The organism is Micromonospora sp. M51 (assembly GCF_018070305.1).
Lineage (GTDB): Bacteria > Actinomycetota > Actinomycetes > Mycobacteriales > Micromonosporaceae > Micromonospora > Micromonospora parva.
Genome location: NZ_JAGPXZ010000125.1, coordinates 1 through 11293 on the forward strand (window position 1 = coordinate 1; position 11293 = coordinate 11293).

10 protein-coding genes are annotated in these 11293 nt (G+C 71.7%); 3 read left to right on the forward strand and 7 right to left on the reverse strand.

Features of this window, described 5'->3' with window-relative positions:
* The 6 genes from KBX53_RS09720 to KBX53_RS09745 form a co-directional block, all read right to left on the reverse strand.
* Window positions 1–1144: ABC transporter substrate-binding protein (locus tag KBX53_RS09720; RefSeq protein ID WP_210858722.1), on the reverse strand; the 1144-nt coding region annotated here is incomplete at its 3' end.
* Between the two features lie 85 nt (window positions 1145–1229).
* Complete coding sequence (locus KBX53_RS09725) at window positions 1230–2339, reverse strand: branched-chain amino acid ABC transporter permease (RefSeq protein WP_210858723.1); 1110 nt, start codon at window positions 2337–2339, stop codon at window positions 1230–1232.
* A complete protein-coding gene (locus tag KBX53_RS09730) occupies window positions 2336–3214 on the reverse strand; it encodes a branched-chain amino acid ABC transporter permease (protein WP_210858724.1) in 879 nt (292 codons plus the stop codon). Before KBX53_RS09730 ends, KBX53_RS09725 begins: the two co-directional genes overlap by 4 nt.
* Window positions 3215–3244: 30 nt before the next feature.
* A complete protein-coding gene (locus KBX53_RS09735; protein ID WP_210858725.1) occupies window positions 3245–3967 on the reverse strand; it encodes an ABC transporter ATP-binding protein in 723 nt (240 codons plus the stop codon).
* Between the two features lie 118 nt (window positions 3968–4085).
* The gene (locus tag KBX53_RS09740) at window positions 4086–4874 is read right to left on the reverse strand and encodes an ABC transporter ATP-binding protein (protein WP_030337000.1); all 789 of its coding nucleotides are present in this window, start codon (window positions 4872–4874) and stop codon (window positions 4086–4088) included.
* A 137-nt stretch (window positions 4875–5011) separates the two neighbouring features.
* Window positions 5012–5902: a lipase gene (locus KBX53_RS09745; protein ID WP_030337001.1), complete on the reverse strand. Its 891-nt coding sequence runs from the start codon at window positions 5900–5902 to the stop codon at window positions 5012–5014.
* Window positions 5903–6087: 185 nt separating this feature from the next.
* Here KBX53_RS09745 and KBX53_RS09750 point away from each other — a divergent pair, with 185 nt between their 5' ends.
* A complete protein-coding gene (locus tag KBX53_RS09750; RefSeq protein WP_210858726.1) occupies window positions 6088–8349 on the forward strand; it encodes a catalase in 2262 nt (753 codons plus the stop codon).
* A 122-nt stretch (window positions 8350–8471) separates the two neighbouring features.
* Here KBX53_RS09750 and KBX53_RS09755 read toward each other — a convergent pair whose 3' ends face one another.
* Complete coding sequence (locus KBX53_RS09755) at window positions 8472–9344, reverse strand: LLM class F420-dependent oxidoreductase (protein ID WP_030337005.1); 873 nt, start codon at window positions 9342–9344, stop codon at window positions 8472–8474.
* Between the two features lie 148 nt (window positions 9345–9492).
* Between KBX53_RS09755 and KBX53_RS09760 the strand changes: the two genes are divergently transcribed.
* Together KBX53_RS09760 and KBX53_RS09765 are read left to right on the forward strand one after the other, a co-directional pair.
* Window positions 9493–10650: an acyltransferase gene (locus KBX53_RS09760; RefSeq protein ID WP_309140738.1), complete on the forward strand. Its 1158-nt coding sequence runs from the start codon at window positions 9493–9495 to the stop codon at window positions 10648–10650.
* Window positions 10647–11293 (forward strand): alanine racemase (locus KBX53_RS09765; protein ID WP_210858728.1); only part of this gene is annotated, 647 nt, incomplete at its 3' end. The genes KBX53_RS09760 and KBX53_RS09765, both read left to right, overlap by 4 nt.

The following is an 11293-nucleotide window of genomic DNA, read 5'->3' on the forward strand; positions in this document are numbered from 1 at the left end:
CGCCGTACCCGGAGTGGTCCTTCTCGGAGAAGCGCAGCGGCACCAGCCCGGGGCCCTGGAAGCCACCCTTCTGCACGGCGTCCAGCACCTTCTCCCGGGTGAGGTCCTTGCCGGCGGCGAGCAGCACCTGCACGAAGAGGTACCCGACCGACATGCCGTAGACGGTGTTGCCGTCGAACGGCGCGTCCCCGTTGTGCTCCTTGTTGATCTTCGCGAAGAGCTGGATCCACGGGTTCGCGGTGTCGTTCTGCATCGGCAGGTAGTTGGTGCCGACCATGCCCTCCAGCAGCGGCGCGGCGGCGCCGAGCTGCTTGGCCAGGGTCGGGTGGTCGGCGCCGACGTTGGAGACCAGCCACTGCGGCTTGAAGCCCAGCCGTGCGGCGGTGCCGATGGAGAGGGCGGTGAAGCCGGGCACCGTGGCGAGCACGACGACCTGGCAACCGGCCGCCTTGAACGCGCCGATCTGCGGCGCCACGTTGGTGTTGCTGGTGACGTACGTCTGCTTGACCGCCACGGCCGACGCGCCGAGCACCTTCTCCACGCCGACCAGGCTGTCCCGGCCGAAGTCGTCGTCCTGGCCGAGGAAGCAGACCTTCTGACCAGTCAGGTTCGTCTTCGCGTAGGTGGCGAGGATCTTGCCCTCGACCGTGTAGTCCGGGTTGAACCCGAACGTGCCCGGATACTTGTCGGGCTGGTCCCAGCTGCGGCTGCCCGAGGCGACGAAGAGATCCGGCACGCGGTTGCTCTTGAGGAAGTCGAGCACCCCGGTGTGCGTCGGCGTACCCAGACCATTGAGGACGGCGAAGACCTTGTCCTGCAGGACGAGCTGACGGACCACCTGCTGGGTGTTCGCCGGGTTGTAGCCGTCGTCCATGATCTTGTAAGTGATCTTGCGGCCGTGTACACCGCCGTTGGCGTTGACGTAGTCGAAGTACGCCTTCGTCGCCGGGGCGATCTTCGAGTAGCCGGCCGAGGCCGGCCCGGTCAGCGGCATGTGGGTGCCGACGGTGATCTCGGTGTCGGTGACGCCCGGCACCGGCGCCCCGCCGGAGCCGGGGCCGTCGTCACCGCCGCAGCCGGCCACGGCGATGAGCAGGGCAAGGGTGCTGGCGATCGCGAGGCCGCGATGCGCTTTACGGTGCATGGGAAACACCGACCTTTCTCGGTCCGGTTGTCTGGGGAACGGTGTGGTGGTGGGGCGCCCGGCCGAGGCCGGACCGAGGGACAGCTCAGGAACGCCGGGTCGGCCGCCTTGCCAGCAGAGCCCGGCCGAGACGCGACAGCAGACCCTGCACACCGCCCGGGGCGGCGATCATGACGACGATCAGGGTGAGTCCGAAGATCGCCAGCGGGAGGTTGCCCTCCAGCCGCTGCGCCACCGCGGGCGAGAGCGTCAGCAGCTCGGTCAGCGAGTGGGTGAGATCGGGCAGGGCGACCAGCAGGACCGCCCCCCACAGCGCGCCGCTCAGTCGACCCAGGCCACCGATCACCACCGCCATCAGCAGGAACAGCGACAGGGTCAGCGAGAACGCCCCGGGTGAGACGCTCTGCGCGAGCACCGCCAGCAGCGCGCCGCCGAGCCCGGCGGTGGCGGCGCTGACCACGAACGCGAGGACCTGGGTGCGGGCCACGTGGATACCGGCGAGGCGGGCCGCCACCTCGTCGTCGCGGACCGCCCGGAAGGTCCGCCCGTACCGGCTGCGGATCAGGTTCGCCAGCAGCAGCAACGCCAGCAGGGTGGCCGCGCCGGTGACCCAGAGCTGCCACCGCTCGTACGGGAAGTACGCGCCGAGCGACAACGGCGGCGGCTCCACCGGCACCGACAACCCCTGCTCGCCGTTGAACACGCCGTCGAAGGTGACGGCCAGCGCCGGCACCACCACGGCCACGGCGAGAGTGACCCCGGCCAGGTAGGGGCCGCGCAGCCGGGCCGCGGCCACCCCGACCACCGCGCCGACCGCCACCGTGCTGACGACCGCCGCCGCCAGCGAGAGCGGCAACAGCCAGCCGCCGGTCATCCCCCGGTCGGCGAACGCGGTCTGGCACAGCGCCACGGTGTACGCACCGGTGGCCATCAACGCGCCGTGCCCGAGCGACAGTTGACCGTTGAGCCCGGTGAGGACGGTCAGCCCGGCGGTCGCGCAGAAGTAAGCGGCCACCGTGGCGAGCTGGAAGTTGCGGAACGGCTCCACGGAGTAGCTGACCGCCACCAGCAGCAACCCGGCGGCGAGCACGACCGCCAGGTGACGCAGCAGGGTCGAGCCGCGCCGACGGTCGGCCGGTCGGCCCGCCCCGACGAGCTGCTGTTTCGGCGGCACCGCCGCCCTGGTGGCGCTCACACCCGCCTCGCCGCGACCGGGGCGAACAGCCCACCGGGCCGGACCAACAGCACCGCCAGCAGCAGGACCAGCACCGCGAGCGGCGTCAGGTCGCTGCCGGCGTAGCCACTCACGTAGGAGAGCAGCAACCCCACCACCAGGCCGCCGACCACCGCCCCCGGTGGACTGTCCAGCCCGCCGACCACCGCCGCGGTGAACGCCGAGACGAACACCAGGTCCATCGCGTGCGGGTGCAGGCCCAACTCGGTCGGAAGAACCAGCATGGCGGCCAGCGCGCCCACCCCGGAGGCGAGCGCCCAGCCGAGAGTCAGCATCCCACCCACGTTGACCCCGAGCAGCCGGGACACCTCGGGGGCGAAGGCCGCCGCGCGCATCCGCAACCCCACCGGGGTACGGGCGAACAGCCAGGCCAGGCCACTGACCACCACGCCGATCGTGGCGAAGACGAACAGGTCGTACGGGGACAGCACGGCCACCCCGCCCACGGTGAGGGCGGACCGGCTGAACGGGGCCTGCGCGGGGCGGAACTCGCTGCCGTACACCATGCCCAGCACGGCCTGGATCAGCAGCACCAGCCCGAGCGCGACGATCACCGGGTTCAGCGGTGAGGCGTGATCGACGTGCCGCATCACCACCCGGTCCACCAGCGCGCCGAGCAACAGGCCGGCGACGATCGCGACCACGAAGCCCAGCCAGTACGAGCCGGTCGCGGTGCTGACGGAGTAGGCGACGTACGCGGCGGCGACGGCCATCGCCCCCTGGGCGAAGTTGACGACCCGCGCCGCCCGCCAGATGAGCACCAGGGCCAACGCGAACGCGGCGTACACCGCGCCCCGGGACAGGCCGTCGACGGTGAGGAAGACGAAGCGGTCCAACAGTCCTCCCTCCGGGGGACGAGGTGGTGGTCAGAAACCGAGGTACGCGTGGCGCAGGTCGACGTCGTCGCGCAGTTGCGCCGCCGGTGCGGCGATCACCACCCGACCGAGGGACATCACGACGCCCTGGTCGGCGACGGCGAGCGCGCTGCGCACGTTCTGCTCGACGAGCAGGACGGTCAGGCCGGTGCTGTCGCGCAGTTGGCGGAGCAGGGCCATGGTCCGCGCGACCACCCGTGGCGCCAGGCCGAGGGACGGCTCGTCCAGCAGCAGCAGACGGGGTCGGCCGACCAGGGCCCGACCGAGCGCGAGCATCTGCCGCTCACCCCCGGAGAGCTGGTGACCCAGGTGCCGACGGCGTCGGGCCAGTGGCTCGAAGAGCTGGTAGACCTCGTCGAGAGCCCGTCCCGCGTCGGCCCGGTCACGCCGCCACAACCCGCCGAGCCGCAGGTTCTCGTCAACGGTCAGCTCGCTGATCACGCCCCGGCCCTCCGGGACGTGCGCCATCCCGCGACGGACGAGCTGCTCCACCGGCGTACCCCGAAGGTCCTCCCCGGCCAGCAGCACCTGGCCGGCGGTCGGGCGGATCATGCCGGACAGCGCGCGCAGCAGAGTGGTCTTGCCGGCGCCGTTGGCGCCGACCACAGCGGCGATCGTGCCGGCCGGGACGGTGAGGTCGATGGCCCGCAGCACGGGCGCGGCGCCGTAACCGGCGGCCAGCCCCCGCACGACGAGCAGGTCGGTCCCGGTCACCGTGCCGCCTTTCGTTGGCGACTGCGGGGCTCGCAAACCCGGCTCACTCCTCGCGCTCACACCGTGCCGCCTTTCGTTCGCGACTGCGGGGCTCGCAAACCCGGCTCACTCCTCGCGCTCACGGGGAGACCTCTTCCTCGACGGTGGCACCGAGGTACGCGTCGGTGACCGCGGGGTCGTCGCGGACCTCGTCCGGGGTGCCGGCGGCGATGACCCGGCCGAAGTCGAGCACCACGATCTCGTCGCAGACGGCCATCACCAGATCCATGTGGTGCTCGACCAGGAGCACCGCACAGGGATCGGTGTCCCGCCGGGGCAGTTGCCGGACCAGCTCCGCCAGCTCGGCGATGTCGTCGGCGCCGAGGCCACCGGCCGGCTCGTCGAGCAGCAGCAGCCGGGGCCGGGCGGCGAGCGCGCGGGCCAGGGCCACCCGCTGACGTACCGCGAAGGGCAGGGTGCCCGGCGCGGCCTCGGCGTGCCCGGCGATGCCCAGCTCGTCGAGGATGGCCAGGGCGTCGCCGCGCAGCCGGCGCTCGTCGCGGTCGCTGGCCGGCAGCCCGAGCAGCGCCGGGACGAAGCCGGCACGGGCGGTGTGCGACGCGCCGGTCATCACGTTCTCCACCACGCTGAGCCCGGCGAAGAGCCCGGTGCCCTGCAGGGTCCGGGCGATGCCGAGCCGGGTCAGCCGGTGCGGTCGGGGCCGCAGCGGCCGGCCGTCGAGGGTGAGCGAGCCCGTCTCCGGCGCGACGAAACCACAGATCACGTTGAAGAGCGTGGTCTTGCCGGCGCCGTTGGGCCCGATCACGCCCACCACCCGGTTGGGTGGCACCCGCAGGGACACGTCGTCGAGGGCGGTGAGGCCGCCGAAACGGACGCCGATGTGGTGCAGTTCGAGGCCGCGCTCCATCACCCATCCCTCTGTCGTGGCGGGTGTTTATTTACACTCGCAGTGTACGTTTCTCGGGTATGGCGTCAAGACCTTCAATGCTCCCGCGCGCAGGTGGACGGGGCGGCCGCCAACGGCGACCGCCCCGGTGACCGCCGTCAGGCGCTCGGACAGGTGTTGCGGTACTCCTGGATGGCCGAACCGCTCGGGCCGGGGCAGAGGAACTGCTCGTAGCGGGTGTCGTCGTCGACGAACCGCTTCAACCAGGCCACCATCTGCCGGGCGGTCGGCGTGTTGGTGGTCTGCGGGAAGAAGTGGCTCGCCCCGTTCAGCTCCAGGTACGCCTTCTCCGCCGAGGCCGGGATGCTGTTGTAGAAGGGCACCGAGTGCGTCGCCACCGGCGCGACGCTGTCGCTCTCCCCACCGATGATCAGGGTCGGCACCCGCAGCTCGGACCAGCTCTTGTCCAGGTTCCACGGCGCCAGTGGCACCGCTGCCTGCAACGAGGGCCGCGACGAGGCGGCCTCCAGGCTGCCCCCGCCACCCATGGAGTGGCCGGCCACAGCGAGTCGGCTGCTGTCGATCCGGGTCCGCACCGAGCTGCGTTCGGTGAGGTAGTCCAGCGCGGCGAGCAGCTGCCGGCCCCGGCTGTCCGGCTGGTCCAGCCGGGTGTTGGTCTCGATGCCGATCACCACGAAGCCGTGCGAGGCGATGCGCGGTCCGAGCCAGCTGATGCTCGACCAGCTGGCGGTGTAGCCGGGCGAGATGGCGATGGCGCCGAAGGTGCCCTCGCTGGTGCTGGTCGGGTAGTAGATGACGCCGCCGCCGAAGCCGGTGACGCTCAGCGAGGACACGCTCTGCGAGGCCGTGGCGAACGGGCCGCGACTGGCCTCCAGGATCGCGGTGGTCGGGGCCGGGCCCCGCTCGTACGGGCTCGCGGCCTGGGCGGCACCGGCCGAGCCGGCCACGACGCCGCCGGCGGCCAGGACGGCGGCCAGAGCGAACCGGGCTACGACGGAACGGGGACGGGTGGTGGTTGGTGAGGACACGTCGGGCACTCCCTAGAGTCGAGGGATATCGACGTGTGTCAGTTTCAGCCGCTCCGGCGGTCCCGGCATCGGCGAAATCACCAGTCCCCGCGAAGGATGCCGCGCCCAGATGTGTTTCGACCCTCTGACCAGGGGTAGCAGGGCAGGCGCCTGCCCGTACACGCGCCATGGAGAGGGTTCGTTCAGTGGATTCCAGCAAGCCCGCCGAGGCGGTCAAGAACGCCGTGAAGACCGCCTCAGGAAAGATCGCCGACGCCCTCACCCCGGACGTCCCCGGTGCGCCGGGGAGCGCGCCACCGCCCGTCGAGGAGCCGACGACGCCGCACGAGCCGCTGCCGCCGAAGCCGGAACAGGGGGCACCGCAGACGCGGACGCCGACCGGGGCGGAAACCGGCGCGCCGACGACCGCGAACGGTCAGCAGGGGGCGTACCTCACGACCGCGAACGGGGCGCGGCTGCGCGACACCGACCACTCGCTCAAGGCCGGCCCGCGCGGCCCGGTGCTCCTGCAGGACCACCACCTCCGCGAGAAGATCACGCACTTCGACCACGAACGCATCCCGGAGCGCGTGGTGCACGCCCGGGGCGCCGGCGCGCACGGCGTCTTCACCGCGTACGGCACCGCCGAGGCGGTCACCCGGGCCGGCTTCCTCAAGAAGGGGCGCGAGACCGAGGTCTTCGTCCGCTTCTCCACGGTGCTCGGTTCGCGAGGCTCGGCCGACACGGTCCGCGACACCCGCGGCTTCGCCACGAAGTTCTACACCGACGAAGGCACCTTCGACCTGGTCGGCAACAACATGCCGGTCTTCTTCATCCAGGACGCCATCAAGTTCCCGGACATCATCCACGCCGGCAAGCCGCATCCGGACCGGGAGATCCCGCAGGCGCAGAGCGCCCACGACACCTTCTGGGACTTCGTGTCGCTGCACACCGAGGCGCAGCACCACACCATCTGGAACATGTCCGACCGAGGCATCCCCCGTTCGTACCGGACGATGGAGGGCTTCGGCGTGCACACCTTCCGGCTGGTCAACGAGGCCGGGGAGACGGTGCTGGCCAAGTTCCACTGGAAGCCCAAGCTGGGTGTGCACTCGCTGACCTGGGAGGAGGCGCAGCTGCTCGGCGGCATGGATCCGGACTTCCACCGCCGCGACCTCTACGACGCCATCGAGGCCGGCGCGTACCCCGAGTGGGAGCTGGGCATCCAGGTCTTCCCGGACACTCCCGAGGAGACCTTCGCCGGCATCGACCTGCTGGACCCGACGAAGATCGTGCCGGAGGAGCTGGCCGAGGTGCAGCCGATCGGACGGCTGGTGCTCAACCGGACGCCGACGAACTTCTTCGCCGAGACCGAGCAGGTCGCCTTCCACCTGGGCCACCTGCCGCCGGGCATCGACGTCACCAACGACCCGCTGCTGCAGGGCCGGCTCTTCTCGTACCTCGACACGCAGCTCACCCGCCTGGGCGGGCCCAACTTCACGCAGATCCCGATCAACCGCCCGCACGCCGCGGTGAACGACATGCTGCGCGACGGCTTCCACCAGCACGCCGTGCACGCGGGCGTCGCGCCGTACCGGCCGAACTCGCTCGACGGCGGCAACCCGTTCCCCGCCGGGGACGCCGAGCACGCCTTCGTCGACGTGCCGGTCACGGTGGCGGAAGCGCCGAAGGTACGCGCCAACCCCGCCTCGTTCGACGACCACTACAGCCAGGTCCGCCTGTTCTGGCTGAGCATGTCGCCGGTCGAGAAGGAGCACATCATCCGGGCGTACACCTTCGAGCTGGGCAAGTGCTACCACCAGGCGATCAAGGAGCGTCAGCTGCAGAGCCTGGCCAACATCGACCCGGTGCTGTGTGAGCAGGTCGCCACCGGCCTGGGTCTGCCCGCGCCGCAGCCGAGCGTGCCGCTGGCCGACGTCGCGCCCAGCCCGGCGCTGTCGCAGGTCGGCCGGGAGTGGCCCGGCGACGGCCGTACCGTCGGGATCGTCGTCGACCCCGCCGGTGACCTGGACGGCGTCGACGAGGTCCGCCGGGCCGTGTTCGACGCCGGCATGGTGCCGCTGCTGATCGCCCCGCACGGCGGCATGGTGGGTGACCTGCCGGTGCAGCGCACCTTCGCCACCGGCCGGTCGGTCGAGTTCGACGCGGTCCTGCTGGCCGGAGCGCCGGCACCCGCGCCGGACGCCCTGCCCGCCCGCGACGCCAAGGCGGGCCGGCCGGAACCGACCACTGTCGACCCACGGGTGCTGCTGCTGGTCGAGGAGTGCTGGCGGCACGCGAAGGCGATCGGCGCCTGGGGCGCCGGCGTCACGGTGCTGGAGCAGGCCGGCGTCGCCAGCACGCCGGGTGTCGTCGCGGCGGGCTCGGGCACCGAGGCACTGACCGCGGTGCAGCAGTTGATGGCCGCGCACCGGGTGTGGGAACGATTCCCCGTCTCGGTCGCCTGACCTGACCGACCGACGAGGGCCGTCCTCCGCTCCACCGGGAGGACGGCCCTCGTCGGTGTCCTGACGCTGTCGCCGGATCCACCGCGGCTGTCTCGTGTCGACACCGCCAGTCGCGGCCCCCGTCAGCCGATGTCGGCCAACCGGGGCAGCACCTCGTCGCCGAGCCGCTGGGCGAACTCGACCGGGTGCCGATCTGGCGTCACCTGCACCTCGCTCACACCGAGCGCCGCGTACGCGGACACCTCGGCGAGGAACGCGTCGGTGTCGTCCAGCGGCGCCTGGGCGGCGACCACCGTCTTCTCGATGGTGTCGTAGTCGCGGCCCTCGGCGGCGCAGTGCCCGCGCAGCACATCCAGCTTGCGCGCGACGTCGTCGATGCCGGCGCGGCCGAACAGGTTGCAGGCGTCGGCGTACCGGGCCACCAGCAGCAGGGTCTTCTTCTCGCCCCCGCCACCGATCATGATGGGCGGGTGCGGGCGGCTCAACGGCTGCGGCGAGTTGATGGTCTCGGCGAGCTGGTAGTGCTTGCCGTTGAACGGGCCGTCGTCGGCGCTCCACATCTGCAGGCAGATGCGCAGCGTCTCCTCCAACCGCTCGAACCGTTCGGCCACCGGTACCACCGGCACACCCAGCCCGAGCTGCTCCCGCTCGTACCAGGAGGCGCCGATGCCGAGGCGGGCCCGGCCGCCGGAGAGCACGTCGAGGGTCGTCACGGTTTTGGCCAGCAATCCCGGGTACCGGTACATCACACCGGTGACCAGCACGCCCAGCGTCATCCGCTGGGTCTTCGCCGCGACGTAGGCCAGCGTGGTGTACGCCTCCAGCATCGGTTCGTCGGCCGCGAACACCGCGTCCATCTGGAAGAAGTGGTCCATCACCGTGAACGACGCGACGCCGGCCTGCTCGGCGCTGGCGGCGGCCTGGGCCAGTGTCGGTGCGATGGCGGCCGGGTCGGCCGGGGTCGAGTAGTTCCAGTAGTGCAGCCCGAGCTTCATGTTCGGCACCTCCGCAACGAGCCTAGTGCCGCCCGGCCCGCGCCGGGGCGGCTCCGCGTCGCCGACGAGTCGGGTGCGGCCACGTCCATTACCGGATCATGACAATTCGGGGATCACGCGCGGATATCCGGCTGGCAGCGTTCGGTGGGTGATCCAACAGACCATCGAGTCCCGGCCCACCGAGCGGGAGCCCGACGCGACGCGTGTCCGGTTCCGCCACCGCCAGCGGACCGGACCCACCCCTGCCACCGTGTCCGCGCCCGCCGCCGGATCACCGCGGGCGCAGTGGGCCGATGCCGCGAAGGGCGTCTGCATCGTCCTCGTCGTGCTGTGGCACGTGGTGGTGAAGGACTACCTCCAGATCGACTGGCACATCGGCGTACCGGTGCCCGGCTTCTGGGGAACGCTCGGTGAGCAGTTCCTCCCGCTGCGGATGCCGCTGTTCTTCACCATCTCGGGCGTCTTCGCGGCGAACGCCGCCCAGCGGCCCTGGCGGCTGGTCGCCCGCGGCCGGATCGCCGGGTTCCTCTACCTGTACGCCGTCTGGCTGCTGATCCACACGGCGGTGCTCGCCGCCGCGCCGCAACTGCCGACCGACCGGGCCACCTCGGCGCTCGGTCTGCTGGAGCAGCTCACCATCACGCCGTCCAACCTCTGGTACCTGTACGCCCTGGCGGTGTACTTCACGATCGCCAAGGCGACCCGACGGCTGCCCCGGACGCTGGTCCTGCTCCCCGCCGCCGCGCTGTCCGCCGTCGCCGCCGCCGGCCTGCTCGACACCCCGGGCAACCGTGCGGGTCTCTACCAGAACCTGGTCTTCTTCCTCGCCGGCCTGTCCCTGCGACCGCAGATCGAACGGTGGGCGGCCACTGCCAACCGCCGCCGGCTGGTGCTGACCTCGGGGGCCTACGTCCTGGCGCTCGCCGCGATGGCGGTGACCGGCGCGCAGCAGTGGTTCGGTGTGTGGCCGGCGGTCTCCGTGCTGGCAGTGATCTTCGGCATAACCGCCGCCGCCCGGCTGACCTCCTGGTCGGTGCTCAGCGATCCACTGGCTAGGCTCGGCCGCATCACCCTGCCGATCTACGTCGTCCACATGCCGGTCCTGGCCCTGCTGCACCGGCTGTTGCTCGTACCGGTTTCCGGGTTGGGTGGGTCTGCTCAGGGCCTGATCGTGTTCGGTTATCCGATTCTGCTGACCGGGCTGGTGATCGGCCTGAGCCTGGCCGTGCACCGCGCGCTGCTCGCGGTCCGCGCGGGCTGGCTGTTCGCGCTCCCCGGCCGGCGGCGGGTGGAGGCGGCCCGATGAGCATGCTCGCCGAAGCCCTGGTCGACCTGGAGGCGATCTCCACCAACGTGCGGACGATCGCGTCGGTCACCGGCACCGGGCTGATGGCCGTGGTGAAGGCCAACGGGTTCGGCCACGGCGCGGTGCAGGTGGCCCGGGCCGCGCTCCGGGCCGGCGCCGCCTGGTTGGGGGTGACGTCGACGGCCGAGGCGCTGAGCCTGCGCGAGGCGGGTGTGACAGCGCCCACGTTGAGCTGGCTGCACCGCCCGGACGACGACTTCGGTATGTTGATCAAGGGTGGCGTCGACATCGGCGTGTCCACGACGACGCACCTGCACGCCGTCGCCGACGCGGCCCGTCTGCTCGGCGCGCCGGCGATGGTGCAGCTCAAGGCGGACACCGGGTTGTCCCGCAACGGGGCCGCCGGGGACGACTGGCCCGAGATGGTCGGTTGGGCCCGCAAGTACGAACGGGAGGGCGGTATCCGGGTGCGCGGGGTGTGGTCCCACCTCGCCGACGCCGACCTGCCGGGCGCCCCCGCGCTCACCCGACAGGTGGCGATCTTCGAGGAGGCGCTGCGGATCGCACGGTCGGCGGGTCTGGACCCCGATCTCGTCCACCTGGCCAACTCGGCGGCCGCGTTCTGCGCACCAGAGACCCGCTT

Coding starts and splice junctions, on each gene's coding strand:
- KBX53_RS09740 (WP_030337000.1), bottom strand. CDS start 4,874: ATGGAGCGCGGCCTCGAACTGCACCACATCGGCGTCCGTTTCGGCGGC.
- KBX53_RS09755 (WP_030337005.1), bottom strand. CDS start 9,344: ATGAAGCTCGGGCTGCACTACTGGAACTACTCGACCCCGGCCGACCCG.